The 16514-nt window shown below is 65.2% G+C and carries 10 protein-coding genes; 1 reads left to right on the forward strand and 9 read right to left on the reverse strand.

Going from position 1 to position 16514, the window contains the following annotated elements; translation table 11 throughout:
* Positions 1-63: 63 nt before the first annotated feature.
* The 3 genes from DOM33_RS06385 to DOM33_RS06395 all read right to left on the reverse strand — a co-directional run bounded on the left by DOM33_RS06385 (position 64) and on the right by DOM33_RS06395 (position 4005).
* Positions 64-1722 carry a CTP synthase gene (locus DOM33_RS06385; RefSeq protein WP_110666851.1) on the reverse strand — a complete coding sequence of 553 codons (1659 nt, stop codon included), beginning with the start codon at positions 1720-1722 and terminating at the stop codon, positions 64-66.
* A gap of 129 nt (positions 1723-1851) precedes the next feature.
* Entirely contained in the window at positions 1852-2562 is a 711-nt protein-coding gene (locus DOM33_RS06390) for a gamma-glutamylcyclotransferase (RefSeq protein WP_110666853.1), read from the reverse strand.
* Between the two features lie 132 nt (positions 2563-2694).
* A complete protein-coding gene (locus DOM33_RS06395; RefSeq protein ID WP_110666855.1) occupies positions 2695-4005 on the reverse strand; it encodes a solute carrier family 23 protein in 1311 nt (436 codons plus the stop codon).
* Positions 4006-4346: 341 nt separating this feature from the next.
* Here DOM33_RS06395 and DOM33_RS06400 point away from each other — a divergent pair, with 341 nt between their 5' ends.
* Complete coding sequence (locus DOM33_RS06400; protein WP_110666857.1) at positions 4347-5537, forward strand: NAD(P)/FAD-dependent oxidoreductase; 1191 nt, start codon at positions 4347-4349, stop codon at positions 5535-5537.
* A 119-nt stretch (positions 5538-5656) separates the two neighbouring features.
* Here the strand turns inward: DOM33_RS06400 and DOM33_RS06405 are convergent, their stop codons facing one another.
* The 6 genes from DOM33_RS06405 to DOM33_RS06430 all read right to left on the reverse strand — a co-directional run bounded on the left by DOM33_RS06405 (position 5657) and on the right by DOM33_RS06430 (position 16503).
* Complete coding sequence (locus tag DOM33_RS06405; RefSeq protein WP_162617918.1) at positions 5657-5896, reverse strand: hypothetical protein; 240 nt, start codon at positions 5894-5896, stop codon at positions 5657-5659.
* Positions 5897-5998: 102 nt separating this feature from the next.
* Positions 5999-7429, reverse strand: coding sequence for an FAD-dependent oxidoreductase (locus DOM33_RS06410; protein ID WP_110666862.1), 1431 nt, complete (start codon positions 7427-7429; stop codon positions 5999-6001).
* A gap of 65 nt (positions 7430-7494) precedes the next feature.
* Positions 7495-11946, reverse strand: a complete 4452-nt coding sequence (gene gltB, locus DOM33_RS06415) for a glutamate synthase large subunit (RefSeq protein ID WP_110666864.1) — start codon at positions 11944-11946, stop codon at positions 7495-7497.
* 654 nt (positions 11947-12600) lie between these two features.
* Entirely contained in the window at positions 12601-13686 is a 1086-nt protein-coding gene (aroB, locus tag DOM33_RS06420; protein ID WP_110666866.1) for a 3-dehydroquinate synthase, read from the reverse strand.
* A gap of 64 nt (positions 13687-13750) precedes the next feature.
* The gene (gene aroK, locus DOM33_RS06425) at positions 13751-14311 is read right to left on the reverse strand and encodes a shikimate kinase AroK (protein WP_110666868.1); all 561 of its coding nucleotides are present in this window, start codon (positions 14309-14311) and stop codon (positions 13751-13753) included.
* The gene (locus tag DOM33_RS06430; protein WP_110666870.1) at positions 14311-16503 is read right to left on the reverse strand and encodes a type IV pilus secretin PilQ; all 2193 of its coding nucleotides are present in this window, start codon (positions 16501-16503) and stop codon (positions 14311-14313) included. Before DOM33_RS06430 ends, aroK begins: the two co-directional genes overlap by 1 nt.
* Positions 16504-16514 lie beyond the last annotated feature (11 nt).

The raw sequence follows: 16514 nt of genomic DNA on the forward strand, positions 1-16514 counted from the left end.
ACCATCGAGGTCCATCGTCCGCAACGCAAGCGGGGGATGAATCGCTTCATCCCCCGCTTATCGTCACTCCTGGTGGCTATGGCCGTGATGGCGCTGCCGCTGGGCCTTGTGCTCCACCGCGGCGTTGACGAAGCCGGTGAAGAGCGGGTGGCCGTCCCTAGGGGTGGAGGTGAACTCCGGGTGGAACTGGCACGCCACGAACCAGGGGTGGTCGGCCAGCTCGATCATCTCCACCAGCGACTGATCGCCACTCTTGCCGGAGATGATCAGGCCGGCGGCCTCGAGCTCGCCGACGAACTGGTTGTTCACTTCGAAGCGGTGGCGGTGACGCTCGGTGATGGTGTCGAGACCGTAGATCTCGCGCGCCTTGGAGTCCGGCTTGAGCCGGCACTCCTGGCCGCCGAGACGCATGGTGCCGCCGAGATCGGAGGCCTCGTCGCGCAGCTCGATCTGCCCTTCGGGATTGATCCACTCGGTGATCAGACCGACCACCGGATGCTGGGTGTCGCGGGTGAACTCGGTGGAGTTGGCGTCTTCCCACCCGGCCATGTGACGAGCGAACTCGATCACTGCCACCTGCATGCCCAGACAAATTCCCAGATAGGGAATGTCGTTCTCACGCGCGAAGCGGGCGGTGGCGATCTTGCCCTCCACGCCGCGCTCGCCGAACCCGCCGGGCACCAGGATGGCGTCCTTGCCGGCGAGACGCTCGACGCCCTGGCGCTCGATCAGCTCGGAGTCGACGTATTCGACGTTGACCTTCACCCGGGTCTGGATGCCGGCGTGGATCAGCGCCTCGTTGAGCGATTTGTAGGCGTCGAGCAGCTCCATGTACTTGCCGACCATGGCGATGTTGATCGTCTTGAGCGGGTTGAGCTTGGCGTCGAGCACGTGAATCCACTCGGCGAGATCCGCCTGCGGCGCTTCGAGCCGGAACTTGTCGCAGACGATCTCGTCGAGGCCGTGCTCGTGGAGCATCAGCGGAATGCGGTAGATGGTATCGGCATCCTGCAGCGGGATGACCGCGCGCTCCTCGACGTTGGTGAACAGCGCGATCTTGCGCCGCTCGCTCTCCTCGAGCTCGACCTCGCTACGACAGATCAGGATGTCCGGCTGGATCCCGATCGAGCGCAGCTCCTTGACGCTGTGCTGGGTCGGCTTGGTCTTGGTCTCGCCGGCGGTCTTGATGTAGGGCACGAGCGTCAGATGCATGAACAGCGCCCGGCTGGCGCCGACTTCGCTGCGCAGCTGGCGGATCGACTCGAGAAACGGCAGCGATTCGATGTCGCCGACGGTCCCGCCGATCTCCACCAGCGCCACGTCGTACCCCTCTCCCCCCTTGATCACACGATGCTTGATCTCGTCGGTGATGTGCGGGATCACCTGCACCGTGCCGCCGAGATAGTCGCCGCGACGCTCCTTTCTGAGCACGTGCTCGTAGACGCGGCCGGTGGTGAAGTTGTTGCCCTGGGTCATCTTGGTGCGGATGAAGCGCTCGTAGTGACCCAGATCAAGATCGGTCTCCGCGCCATCCTCGGTGACGAACACTTCGCCGTGCTGGAACGGACTCATGGTCCCCGGATCGACGTTGATGTACGGATCCAGCTTGAGAATGGTGACCTTGAGGCCGCGGGCCTCGAGAATGGCCGCCAGCGAAGCCGACGCGATGCCCTTGCCGAGAGAGGACACAACGCCGCCGGTCACGAAGATATATCGTGTCATGGAAAACCTGTCGAATCGTGGTCGTAAAGGCTCGGGGGGAGAAAGTCGAGCCAGGATGGGACGTCAGATTACCAGAGACGTCCCGAGCGCTCAATTTGCTTCAGCGCTGCGTACCGCGGGCCTCTTGTCTCAAGCCCTTGCGTGAACCGCTCGCTGCAGGCTCTCCAGGCGTTTGTCGCGGATTCCCAGCGCCGCCAGATCCCCCACCGTGTTGTCCAGATACTCGCGACAGCTACCCAGCACGCCGCGACCGGTACTGAGCAGTTCGATGACGGTCTCGTCCGACTGGCGACCAATATAGCGCTCGCCCTGCGGGTTGACGACGAAGGCGACACTCCAGAGCGGGCCCGCATCGCTGACCAGCCGCACCCAGCGCGGCCGATAGGCACCGGTGAGCATCTCACGGCGCCACACCAGCAGCAGTTCGCGCTCGAGATCGCGGGCGGGCACGCGCAGCGCCACGCCTTGGGAGGAGCCGCCCGGGGCCAGCGCCAGCATCAAACCGGGATAGTCCGGCGTGCCGCGACCGTGCTCGAGCTTGAGGCAGAAATCGCGATGGTAGCCGTAAAGCCGGCAGGTGTGACGCTCGGCGACCTCCACGCAAGGGTTCCAGATCAACGAGCCGTAGGCGAACAGATAGACGCCGTCGGTCTCGTGGGCCTCGCTCGGCATCGTCTCCAGGATGTGCCGAATCGACTGCGCAAGCGCCGCCTCGCTGACCAGTTCGACGTCGGGATAGGCCTGCTCGAAGTGACGACGGATCAGATCCTGCTCCAGCACCTCGCGGGTCATCGGAATCGATTTCTCGCCGGCATCGGCGCTGTGTTGCGGATCACTCATGTGCGTTTCCCACCGGAGGAGATCGATACGGGCGCGCCGTCGACGCGCCAGGGAAGGTGTCAGCGTAACGGGACTGAACGTCGACGCAAGGAAACCACTGCCACATCGCCGTCACGACGTTTCGTCCGCGCGTCACGACGTCTCGTCCGTACGGCTCGAGCGCGCCCCGCGCCGCAGCAGCAGATGAAGCAGGATGGCCCCGCAGGTCGCCGTGCCGATGCCGTCGAGCGTGAAACCGCCAAAGTCGATGGAGAAATTCCCCGCGCCCAGCACCAGCGTCACCGCCGCCACGATCAGATTGGTGTTGTCGCCGAGATCGACCTGGTTCTGGATCCAGATCCGGGCACCGGCCACGGCGATCAGGCCGAACACGACGATCGACGCCCCCGCCAGCACCGGCCCGGGAATGGTCTGGATTAGCGCGCCGAAGCGCGGCGAGAAGCCGAGCAGAATGGCGAAAGCCGCCGCAGCGACGAAGATCAGTGTCGAGTAGACGCGAGTCACCGCCATCACCCCGATGTTCTCGGCGTAGGTGGTGACGCCGGTCCCGCCGGCCGAGCCCGACACCATCGTCGCGACGCCGTCGCCGAGAAACGCCCGCCCGATGTAGGGGTCGAGATTGCGCCCTGTCATCGCCCCCACCGCTTTGATATGGCCCAGGTTCTCGGCCACCAGAATCACCGCCACCGGGGCGATCAGAATCGAGGCGTGCCAGGTGAAAGTCGGTGCGCTGAACGTCGGCAGTCCCAGCCACGCCGACTCGGCCACCGGGGTGAAATCGATCGCCGGTCCCAGCCCCAACCCGTTGGTCAGAATCGCGTAGAGCGCATAGGCCGCGACCAGTCCCACCAGGATCAGAAGCCGCTGCAGCATGCCGCGGGTGAGAACCGCCGCGAGCCCGATACACAGGATCGTCGCCAGCGCCATGGCGGCATCGAAGCCGGAGTCAGCGACGCTCGACACCGCGACCGGCGCCAGGTTGAGACCGATGGTCATCACGATCGCCCCGGTGACCACCGGCGGCAGCAGCACCTCGATCCAGCGCGTCCCCAGTGCCATCACGACGAGGCCGACGAGGGCGTAGATCGCTCCGCAGACGATGATGCCGCCGAGCGCCAGACCGATATTCGGATTGGCCCCGCTGCCGGCGTAGCCGGAGGCGGCGATCACCACACCGATGAAGGCGAAGCTCGAGCCGAGATAGCTGGGGACCCGCCCGCCGACGATGACGAAGAACAACAAGGTGCCGATACCCGACATCAGGATCGCCAGGTTGGGATCGAAACCCATCAGCAGCGGCGCCAGTACGGTGGAGCCGAACATCGCAACGGCGTGTTGAACACCCATCAGCAGCGTCTGAGTCGCCGACAGCCGCTCGTCGGGGGCGACCAGGCCGTCGCGGCTGGGACTCACGCGTCGCCATTGGGGAAACCAGGAGGACATCGGAAAGCTCCGTGTTGGGCGCGCGCCGACAGCGCCCACCCCGAGTTCGAGGTAGCGGCGACGTCAGGCGACAGCAAGTGTGATGACAGCAAGTGTGATGACAGCAAGTGTGATGACAGCGGGTGCGATTCAGGGCGCATTCTACCCGGGCAGCGACCCCACGCCCACTCCCGGCAGGCGCCAGGGGTGAGCCGGCCGAGGCACACCGCGCCACGCTGAACTACGCTGGAACGCGTGAAAGGGTCGCGCGGTCGCACCGGGAAGGCGCGGCGCCGGCCTGCAAAACGGCCACTCAACGTATCGGCTTTCAGGCCCGCGTAACGCAATTACAGGGAGACGTTATGCAACGCTATGACTACCTCATCGTCGGCGCCGGCATGGTCGCCGCCAACGCCGTCGCCGGCATTCGCGAGCATGACCGCGAGGGCAGCATCGGCATCCTCGGGGAAGAGCCCAACGGCCCGGTGACACGTCCCGCGCTATCCAAGAAACTCTGGACCGACCCGGAGTTCGGCTACGACAAGATCTGGATGCAGCCGGAAGCCGATGACGACAATACCACGCTGCACGTCGACGCTCGCGTGACCCAGATCGACCGCAAGGCCAAGACGGTGACCCTGGAGACCGGCGACAGTGTCGGCTACGGCAAGCTGCTGCTCGCCACCGGCGGCGCCCCGGTACGCCTCGACATGGCCGAAAGCGAGCGGGTGCGCTACTTTCGCACCGTCGCGGACTACGACTACCTGCGCGAACTCGCCGGGCAGAATCTTCACGTCGTGGTGGTCGGCGGCAGCTACATCGGCACCGAACTCGCCGCCGCGCTGATCCAGAATGGCTGTCGCGTCACGCTCGTCTATCCCCAAGCCGTCCTCATGAGCGGCATGCTGCCCGCCTCGCTGGCCAACCGTTTCCACCAGACCTATCTCGACCACGGCGTCGAGCTGCTCGGCGGACGCAAGGTCGAAAGTGGCAGCGAGGCCGATGGCAAGGTGACGCTCGATCTCGACGACGGCAGCCGACTGGAAGCCGACGCTGTCGTGTTCGGCCTCGGGGTGAAGCCGTGCGTCGAGCTCGCCGAGAACGCGGGCCTCGAAATCGACGGCGGCATCGTCGTCGACGAACGGCTGAAGACCGCTGACGATGCGATCTTCGCCGCCGGCGACGTCGCCACCTATCCGGATGCGATACTGGGACGCTGGCACGCCGAACACGTCGACAACGCCAACCAGATGGGCGCCACGGTCGGACATATCATGGCCGGCAGCGACGAGACCTACGGTCATACGCCCTACTTCTATTCCAACGTCTTCGATCTCGCCTGGAAGGCAGTCGGCACGCTGGATAGCCGCCTCGACGTCATCGAAGACGCCGACGGTGACGCTGGCGTCTACTACTACCTCGAAGAGGGACGAGTCAAAGGCGTGCTGCTGCTCAACCTCGACGCCGACAGGCTCGACGACGCCCGGGCGGTGCTCGCCGATACCTCGGCACAGGACGAAACGACGCTGGTCGGGCGCATCCCCCGGGACTGAGTGCCCGGTGAGCGACCGCAGGAGCGCGTCGTCACGGGTGAACCCAGGACGCAAAAAAGCGCGCCGGCAGTGATGCCGGCGCGCTCGTCGTTGGGTATCGGCGTCGACGCCCGGCGGGTTCAGTCGAGCGTGAGCTTCGAGGCAATGATGCCCGCCCGGCGTTCGATCTCCTCGAGCATGCCCTGGCACTCTTCCGACATCCCACTGTCGTGCGTCTTGGGCAGCGTGTAGAGCGCCTTGAGCTGGTAGAGATCCGCCATGACTTGATCGCGATCGTCGCTGCCTTCCAGCACGTGTTCTTCCAGCGCCCGCATGTAGCCGTTCGCCTGGTCCAGAATGCTGCGTTCAAGCCTGATCATGTCGATCTCCTCGGTGCTCGTGATGCGGATGAAGCGCGCCACTGTATAGATTCGACCGGCGCGATACTACCGCCGATCGTCCCGGTCTCGACCGCCCGCCTGTCAGACCTTGAGATAGTCGAGAATGCCCTCGGCCGCCTGGCGACCCTCGAAGACTGCAGTCACCACCAGATCGGAGCCGCGCACCATGTCGCCACCGGCGAACACCTTCTCGTTGCTGGTCTGATAGGCGAAGCGTTCCATCTGCGAGGGAATTTCCGGTGCCAGCACCCGGCCGCGCTCGTCCACCTCGATCTGATGCGTGTCGAACCACTCGATCTCGCTGGGCTGGAAGCCGAAGGCGATGATTACCGCATCGCAGGCGAGCACCTCTTCGGAGCCCGGCACTACCTCGGCGCTGCGACGCCCCTTCTCGTCCGGCTCGCCCATGCGCGTTCGCACGAGCTTGACCCCTTCGACCTTCTCCTCGCCGACGATCGCCACCGGCTGGCGATTGAAGAGGAAATCCACGCCCTCTTCTCGCGCGTTGGTCACCTCCTTGCGCGAGCCCGGCATGTTCTCTTCGTCGCGACGATAGGCGCAGGTCACGCTGGTCGCGCCCTGACGGATCGAGGTGCGATTGCAGTCCATCGCCGTGTCGCCGCCACCGAGCACCACCACGCGCTTGCCGGTCATGGAGACGTAGTCGGCGGGGTCCTTCTCGAAGCCCAGCGTATGGTTGGCGTTGGTGATGAGGAAATCGAGCGCCTTGTGCACGCCCTCGACGTCCTCCCCTGGGAAGCCGCCGACCATGTACTTGTAGGTCCCCATGCCCAGAAAGACCGCGTCGAACTCATCGTCGAGCTGCTCGAAGGTGGTATCGCGACCGATCTCGACGCCCAGTCGAAATTCGACGCCCATCTCCTCGAACACCGAGCGACGTCGCTCCATGACGTGCTTTTCGAGCTTGAACTCGGGGATACCGAAGGTCAGCAGACCGCCGATCTCGGGGTAGCGATCGAAGACCACCGGGGTCACGCCGTTGCGCACCAGGATATCGGCGCAGGCAAGCCCCGCCGGGCCGGCGCCGACGATCGCCACACGCTTGTCGGTCATCACCACCTTGGAGAGGTCGGGCCGCCAGCCCATGGCGAAGGCGGTATCGGTGATGTACTTCTCGATCGAGCCGATGGTGACCGCACCGAAGCCGTCGTTGAGGGTGCAGTCACCCTCGCAGAGCCGGTCCTGCGGGCAGACGCGACCGCAGACTTCCGGCAGCGAATTGGTGCGGTGCGACATCTCGGCGGCTTCGAGAATGTTGCCCTCGGTCACCAGCTTCAGCCAGTTGGGAATATAGTTGTGGACCGGGCATTTCCACTCGCAGTACGGATTGCCGCAGTGCAGGCAGCGATGCGCCTGACTCGCCGCCTCGGCCGGCTTGAACGGCTCGTAGATCTCGGCGAACTCTTTCGAACGGCGGCGCGCGTCCTTCTTCTGCGGATCGTGGCGCCCCACGTCGATGAACTGAAAGTCGTTGTTGAGACGATTTGCCATGGTCTATCTCCTCACTCCGGCGCCGGCTGTGGCCGGCACCGTGACGCGTTCGGGCTGACGCCGATTCATTCGGGCTGACGTCGCGACTGATCCAACAGGCCGTTGAGGCTCGCGGCCTTGGGCTTCACCAGCCAGAAGTGGCGAATGAAGTTGGAGAAGTCCTCGAGGATCTCCTTGCCGCGAGCGGAGCCGGTCTCCTCGACGTACTCGGTGATCACCTCGCGCAGATAGCGACGGTACGCCTCCATCGACTCGGTGTTGACGCGATGGATCTCGACCAGCTCGTGGTTGTAGCGGTCGACGAAATCACGGCTCTCGTCGAGCACGTAGGCGAAACCGCCGGTCATCCCCGCACCGAAGTTGATGCCGGTGGCGCCGAGCACGCAGACGAGACCGCCGGTCATGTACTCGCAGCAGTGATCGCCGGCACCCTCGATCACCGCCAGCGTACCGGAGTTACGTACGGCGAAGCGCTCGCCGGCGGTGCCCGCGGCGAACAGCTTGCCGCCGGTGGCACCGTAGAGACAGGTGTTGCCGATGATCGCCGTCTCATGGCTCTTGAAGCGGCTCGCCGCCGGCGGCGTCACCACCACTTTACCGCCGTTCATGCCCTTGCCGACGTAGTCGTTGGCATCGCCCTCCAGATAGAGATGCAGGCCGCGGGCGTTCCAGACGCCGAAACTCTGCCCGGCGACGCCGGTAAAGCGCGCGGTGATCGGCGCCTCCTCGAGCCCCGCCTCGCCGTAGCGCTTGGCGATCTCACCGGAGACGCGCGCGGCTACCGAGCGGTCGCAGTTGGTGATGGTGAAGCTGAACTCGCCGCCGGACTTGGCCTCGATCGCCGGCAGCAGCGCATCGAACACTTCCTGGTTCTTGGCCGCCGGGTCGTGGGGCTCGTTGCGGCTGACCTGGCAGAACTGCGGCGCCTCGGCGGGCACGAAGTCGTTGGTCAGAAGCGGCGTGAGATCCAGCTTGCGCTGGGCCGCGGTCTGGCCCTCGAGCAGTTCGAGCAGATCGGTACGCCCGATCAGGTCGGTGAGCGTGCGTACCCCCAGCAGTGCCATCAGCTCGCGCACTTCCTCGGCGATGAAGCGGAAGTAGTGCTTGACCATGTCCACAGTGCCGCGGAAGTGCTCGTCGCGAAGTTCCTGATGCTGGGTGGCGACGCCGGTGGCGCAGTTGTTGAGATGGCAGATCTTCAGATACTTGCAGCCCAGCGCGACCATCGGCGCGGTGCCGAAGCCAAAGCTCTCGGCGCCGAGGATCGCCGCCTTGACCACGTCGAGCCCGGTCTTCAGGCCCCCGTCGGTCTGCAGCCGAATCTTGTCGCGCAGGCCGTTGATGCGCAGCGCCTGGTGCACCTCCGGCAGGCCCAGCTCCCAAGGGCTACCGGCGTGGCGAATCGAGGTGATCGGGCTCGCCGCGGTGCCGCCGTCGTAGCCGGAGACGGTGATCAGATCGGCGTAGGCCTTGGCAACGCCGGTGGCGATGGTGCCGATACCGGGTTCGGAGACCAGTTTCACCGAGACCTGAGCGGTCGGGTTGACCTGCTTGAGATCGAAGATCAGCTGCGCTAGGTCCTCGATCGAGTAGATGTCGTGGTGCGGCGGCGGCGAGATCAGCGTCACCCCGGGGACGGCGTAGCGCAGTCGGGCGATGGTCTCGTTGACCTTGCCGCCGGGAAGCTGGCCGCCCTCGCCGGGCTTCGCGCCCTGGGCCACCTTGATCTGCAGCACCTCGGCGTTGGCGAGGTAGGCCGGCGTCACGCCGAAGCGCCCGGAGGCGATCTGCTTGATCTTGGAAGAGCGGATGGTGCCGTAGCGCACCGGGTCCTCGCCGCCCTCGCCGGAGTTGGAACGACCGCCGGTCTCGTTCATCGCCTGCGCCAGCGCCTCGTGGGCCTCCGGCGAGAGCGCGCCGAGCGACATGCCGGCACTGTCGAAACGCGGCAGCAGGTCGTCCACCGGTTCGACCTCATCGAGCGACAGCGGCTCGGGGGCCGGCTTGAGCGTGAGCAGATCGCGAATGGCCGCGACCGGGCGCTCATTGACCAGCCGCGCGAACGCTTTCCACTTCTCATAGTCGCCCTGCTGGACCGCCCGCTGCAGCAGCATGACGACGTCCGGATTGTAGGCGTGGAACTCGTGGCCGTGGACGTACTTGATCAGCCCGCCCTGCTTGATCGGCTTGCGCGGCACCCAGGCATCGCGGGCGGCGAGCGTTTGCTGCATTTGCAGCTCGCTGAACCCGGCGCCTTCGATGCGCGACTTCATGCCGTCGAAGCACATCGCCATCACCTCGCCACCCAGCCCCACCGCTTCGAATAGCTGCGAGCCGCGGTAGGAGGAGATCTGCGAGATCCCCATCTTGGAGAGAATCTTGAAAAGCCCCTTCTGCATCCCCTTGCGGTAGTTCTCGCGGGCATCCGCCGGGTTGCCGACGAGCTCGCCGGTACGGTGCATGTCCGCCATCACCTGATAGGCGAGATAGGGGTAGATGGCAGTCGCCCCCACGCCGAAGAACACGGCCATCTGGTGGGCGTCGCGGGCGTAGCCGGTCTCCACCACCAGGTTGACCCGCGGACGTAGCGCGAGCTTCGCCAAGTGATGATGCACCGCACCGGTTGCCAGCAGCGCCTGGATCGGCTGCTTGCCTTTCTCGAGCTCGGCATCCGAGAGCACCAGGATCACCTTGCCGTCGCGGGCGGCCTGCTCGGCATCGAAGCAGAGCACCTTGAGCGCTTGCTGGAGGGAGGTCGTCTCCGGGTCGTACTGCAGTGGCATGCGTAGCGAGGCGAACGCCGGATCGTCCTGCGCCAGTAGCGTGGTGAACTTGCGCGGTGAGAGCACCGGCGTGGTCAGAATCAGCCGATTGGCGTGCTCGGGGGTCGCCTGGAAGACGTTGAGCTCGGCGCCCATGCAGGTCTCCAGCGACATCACGATCGCTTCGCGCAGCGGGTCGATCGGCGGGTTGGTGACCTGGGCGAACTTCTGGCGGAAGAAGTCGGTAAGCAGCCGGTTCTGGCGCGAGAGTACCGCCATCGGGGTATCGTCGCCCATCGAGCCCACCGCCTCCTGGCCGCTCTCGGCGAGCGGGCGCAGCAGGGTGTCGCGCTCCTCGTTGGTCACCGAGAACATCTTCTGGTGGACGTCGAGCTCGTCGGCCTCCATCGGCTGGAAACGGGCCAGCTCGGTGAGCGCGGACTCCAGATAGTGGGCGTGATCCTTGAGCCAGCGACGATAGGGATACTGCGACTTGAGCCGCTGGTCGATGTCGTCGGTGTGCAGCACCTCGCCGGTTTCGGTATCCACGGCGAGAATCTGTCCCGGCCCCACCCGCCCCTTGGCGACGACCGACTCGGGCGAGTAGTTCCAGACGCCGACTTCCGAGGAGAGGGTAATGTAGCCGTTGTCGGTGATCACCCAGCGCGCAGGACGCAGACCGTTACGATCGAGCATGCAGACCGCATGACGACCTTCGGTCATGACGATGCCGGCAGGGCCGTCCCACGCCTCCATGTGCATGGAGTTGTATTCATAGAACGCACGCAGATCGCCGTCCATCGTCTCGACGTTCTGCCACGCCGGCGGGACCATCATGCGCACCGCGTTGTAGAGCTCCATGCCGCCGGTCAGCAGCACTTCGAGCATGTTGTCCATGCTCGAGGAGTCGGAACCGCTGGTGTTGACGATCTCCTCGAGACCATCGATGTCCGGCAAAAGCTCGCTGACGAAGTTGGCCTTGCGCGCGTTGGCCCAGCTGCGGTTGGCCTCGATGGTGTTGATCTCGCCATTGTGCGCCATGAAGCGAAACGGCTGCGCCAGCGGCCAGCGCGGAGCGGTATTGGTCGAGAAGCGCTGATGGAAGACGCAGATCGCCGTCTCGAGACGCTCGTCACCGAGATCCTTGTAGAAGGTCGGCAGATCCGCGGGCATCATCAAGCCCTTGTAGGAGACGACCTTCGAGGAGAGCGAGCAGATGTAGAAATTCTCCTCGCGCTTGAGCTTCTCCTCCGCCCGCCGGCGCGCCATGAAGAGCTGGACGTTGAACTCGGCGTCGGACTGCTCGGTGTCGCCCTCGACGAAGACCTGACGGATGCGTGGCAGGCAGTCCAGCGCCATCGGCCCGCAGACGCTGGCGTCGGTGGGCACGTCGCGCCAGCCGCGCACGCTGAGTCCGCGGGCGTCGAGCTCCGCCTCGACAACGTTACGCGCCTCGGTTTCCAGCGCGTCGTCGTCGGGAAAGAACACCACGCCCACCGCGAAGCGCTCGCCGAGTTCGGCGTCGAGCGCCTCGCGGGCGACATCGCGCATGAAGGCCGTCGGCATCTTCAGCAGCAGGCCGCAACCGTCGCCCGTCTTGCCGTCGGCGGCGATACCGCCGCGATGCGTCATGCACGTCAGCGATTCGATCGCCGTCTCGAGCAGATCGTGGCTAGCCTGCCCCTCCATGTGTGCAATCAACCCGAAGCCGCAGTTGTCGCGGAACTCCCCAGGCTGGTGAAGACCTCTCATCATGGGCGTGCCTCACAAAGCTTGTTCAAAAACCGAGAATCGGGTCGGAAACCGAGGGGCTTGCATTCGATTTTCCGACAAATATACTGGAGGGTTTTTTATTATTCTGACTAACGACCGCTGGCGTTTCTCGACGCTGGAACGCGCTCTATTCCCGTCGCATCGATTCGCGAAAAGGCCGGCCAGAATAGCCAGTACACTGCGCCGGCGCAATCGCCACCCGCCCTGACCGGCACGGCATTTCCATTGCAAATCGGATACTTATCCGAAGCTTCAGTAAAATTACCTGCCATCTCAAGCGCTTAAGTCAGGGTATTAGACGAAGGTCTAATCATTGTCGATTATCGCCCGTCTACGGCCTCGCCCCCATGCCGATACGACATGGAGCATACCAATCGCAGACTCACGCAGCCCGTGGTCGTAGTCGTGGGCATAAGCATGGGCATGGACGTGGTTTTGCGAACCGCGACGGTGCTCGCGAAACATGACGGTCGAGGAGTCGGAGACGAAGCGCGCACGGCGGTTGCCACAAAGGCGGCTGCGCGGAGGCGCCAATGTCAGGCGGGTGACGTAAGGGGGCGAAGCGTGAAGCACCGGGCGAGGGGCAACGGCGCCGGCGACCGCAGGACGCAGTCGCCGAAAGACTCGCGCAGGGCGTTAGTCGCGGGGGAAGTCGCGAATCAGCGATTCGAGCATCTCGCTCGAGGTGTCGTCGCGAATGACGGCGTGGCCGAGCGATTCGAGAAGGATCAGCCGCAGGCGGGCATCGACGTTCTTCTTGTCCAGGCGCATGCGCGCCAGGAAGTCCTCCACCGTCATGTTGGCCGGCGCCACGACGGGCAGGCCGGCGGCGCCGAGCAGCGCCTCGACGCGAGACACGTCGTCGCTGCCGAGCCAGCCGCGCCTCTCGGAGAGCCGGGCCGCCATCATCATGCCGGCGCCGACCGCCTCGCCATGCAGCCAGTTGCCGTAGCCCTGATGCGCCTCGATGGCGTGGCCGAAGGTATGCCCGAGATTCAGCAGCGCGCGTACGCCCTGCTCGGTTTCGTCCTCGGCGACGATCTCCGCCTTGATCTCGCAGCTGCGCTTGATGGCGTGGGCGATCGCGTCGTCGTCGAGCGCGCGCAGCGCGGTGACGTGACCTTCGAGCCAGACGAGAAATTCGGGGTCGCGAATGAAGCCGTATTTCACGACCTCCGCCAGACCGGCGGAGAACTCTCGCGGCGGCAGCGTCGCCAGGGTCGCGGTATCGACGATCACCGCCTTCGGCTGCCAGAAGGCACCGATCATGTTCTTGCCGCGGGCATGGTTGACGCCCGTCTTGCCGCCCACGGATGAGTCGACCTGCGACAGCAGCGTGGTCGGCACCTGAATGAAGGCGACACCGCGCTGATAGCTCGCCGCCGCAAAACCGGCCATGTCGCCGATCACGCCGCCGCCGAGGGCGATCAACGTGCAGCGGCGATTGAACCCCGCCGCCAGCAGCGCATCCCAGATCCGCTCGACCGAGGCGACGGTCTTGGTCGCCTCGCCGTCGGGGAGAATCACCTCGCGCACGTCGAGTTCGCCGTCGGCAAGGGTAGCCTTGAGCGTTTCGAGATAATGCGGCGCGACGGTCTCGTTGGTAACGATCATCACCTGGCGCCCGGCGAGATGCGCGTGTAGCCGCTCACGGTCGGCAAGCAGGCCGGCGCCAATGTGAATGGGATAGCTGCGCTCGCCCAGCGACACGGTCAACGCCATCGCGGATGGCGTGGTCGCGGATCGCGGGGCCGAGGAAGGCAAGGGTGCGGATGACATCAACGAATTACCTCGAGTGGTAGAGCGTCGCCTTGGCCGCGAGTGGCTCGTTGAGCCGTGCCGCGCGGCGAACGATATCGGCGACCACGCTGCGCGGGCTGCGGCGGTCGGTGCGGATGACCAGGTCCGCCGTCTCCCGGTAGAGCGGGTCGCGAATGGCGAAGAGATCGCGCAGCACCTGCTCGGGATTGGCGTTCTGCAGGAGCGGACGGTTGCGATCCCGCGCGGTGCGGCGGATCTGCTGTTCCACGGTGGTGGCGAGGTAGACCACGGTGCCGCGCTCACGCAGCAGCGCCCGATTGGCCTTACGCATGATGGCGCCGCCGCCCGTTGCCATGACGATGTCGTGGCGCCGGCTCAGCTCGTCGAGCATCGAGGTCTCACGGTCGCGAAAGCCCGATTCGCCCTCGACGTCGAAAATCCACGGGATGTTCGCCCCGCATCGCGCCTCGATCTGATGGTCGCTATCCAGGAAGTCGCGCTGCAATTCGGCCGCCAGAAGGCGGCCGATGGTGCTTTTGCCAGCCCCCATGGGGCCGACCAGGAAAAGATTGGGGAGCGAGCGCATCAGCGAATGGCCAGTCCGTCCTCGATGATCTTGGGCGTGATGAATACCAGCAATTCTACCTTTTCGTTGCTTTCCTGGGTATAGCGGAACAGATTGCCGATCAGCGGCAGATCGCCGAGCCAGGGCGTCTTGAACAGCGTGCGCAGCTGCTCGGAGGTGAGGATGCCGCCGAGCACCACGGTTTCGCCGTTATCCACCAGCACCTGCGTCTGGATTTCGTTGGTGTCGATCGCCGGCGCGCCGTCGAATCGCGTATCGGAAATGTCATCGTTGTTGATGCGCAGATCCATGATGATGCGATCGTCCGGGGTGATCTGCGGCGTCACCTCCAGCGACAGCACCGCCTCCTTGAACTCGGTGGTCGTCGCCCCGCTCGAGGAGGCTTCCTGATACGGCACCTCCTGGCCCTGCTTGATCACCGCGGTGCGCTGATTGGCGGTGATCACCTTGGGCTGGGAGATGGTCTGGCTCTTGCCCTCGCTCTCAAGCGCTCTGAGCTCGAGGTCGATCAGCACGTCGCCGGAGAGATAGCCGAAGCTGAAAGCGCTGGCCGGATTGACCGTATTGCCCAGATCCACCGCCAGCCCGCCACCGTAAGAACTCGGATCGTCAGATGTCGTGGGCACTGTCGTGGGATTACCGTCAGCAGCGCCAATATAGTTAGAACCGCCAGGCGCATAGGCGTTTCCAGTCGAATCACGACCGGTGTAATTGAGACGGCCACTACTCGTTTGTGGCGTCAATCCCCAATTCACGCCCAGTTCGCGAGCCGCGCTGTCGCGCGCGATGACGATGCGCGCCTCGATCTGCACCTGCTTCACCGGCACGTCGAGCTGATCGATGGTGCGGCGGATCGCTTCCAGCTGCTCGCGGGTGTCCTGCAGGATCAGCGTATTGGTGCGCGGATCGACCGTGGCGCGCCCGCGCTCCGACATCAGACCTACCCCTTCGCCGCCGCGCAGAAGCGCCGCCAGCGTCTCGGCCTTGGCGTAGCGGATCTGCAGGAATTCGGTGGCCAGCGGCGCCAGCTGCTCGGACTGTTCGCGACTCTCCAGCGTCTGACGCTGCAGGCTGGCAAGCTCGCCGGCCGGCGCGACCATCATCACGTCACCGTTACGTCTGGCGGCCAGACCGCGACTCTGCAGCACCAGATCGAGGGCCTGATCCCAAGGCACGTCGACCAGATTGAGGGTGACGCTGCCCTGTACGCTATCGCTTGCGACCACGTTGAGCCCCGAGACCTCGGCGATGATGGAGAGCACGTCGCGTACCGCGATGTCCTGAAAATCGAGAGTGATGCGCTGCCCCGAATAGCTCGGACCCGCCTCCTGCTGGGGGCGGCGGATGCTGCCGGCGGGCGCCAGCTCGACGCTCAGGGTGCGCCCGTTCTGCGTGACCAGCGGCTCGACGTCCTCCGTGGCGCGGATATCGAAGCTGACACCGCCTGCCTGACGTCGCGGCACGATACGTTGAACCGGGGTGCCGAAGTCGCTGACGTCGAGCGTCTGATACTGCTCGTCGGGTAGCGTGACGCCCGGCAGCGTCAGGGTGATCTCCTGGCCGCGCCCGCTCACTTCGGCAGCGACGCCGGAACGGTCGAGCCCCAGCACGAGCCGCCCCACGCCGTCATCGCCACGGCGAAAGTCGATCGAACCGACGCGGGGCTCGCCCGTGTTGAGGCCGCCAACGGGCGTGTTAGGCGTCGATACGGAGTGCTCGCTCGCGTTCCCGGTCGCGGCCGCCGCCAGAAACGACGACGGCCCGTCATCGACAGCAGTATCGCGGCGCTGCGCCGCCTCCGGAGACACGCCGCCGATATGGACGGTCACGCCGTTCTCGCCTTCCTCGAGACGATAGTCACTGGCGGATTCGAGCTCGAAGACCAAGCGCGTGCGCGAACCGGCCCCCAGCACGCGCACCGAATCGACGCCACCGCTGCCCACCGCGAACCGCGGCTCGGCGAGACCGTTACGCGTCTCGGTCAGATCGAGAACCAGCCGGGGCGGCGCCTCGGTACGATAACCGCGAATATCGGGTACGCCCCCGACGAAGTCGAGACCGACATCGAGCCCCTGACCGCTGCGATCGGTGAACGTCATCGCCGTCAGGGTCGGCGCGGCCAGCGCCAGCGATGCCCCACACCCGAGCGCGGTCGCCAGCAGCCAGGCGATGCAAAAACGTATAGCTGTCATCGATTCGTCCT

Source organism: Salinicola halophilus, from assembly GCF_003206155.1.
Classification (GTDB): domain Bacteria; phylum Pseudomonadota; class Gammaproteobacteria; order Pseudomonadales; family Halomonadaceae; genus Salinicola; species Salinicola halophilus.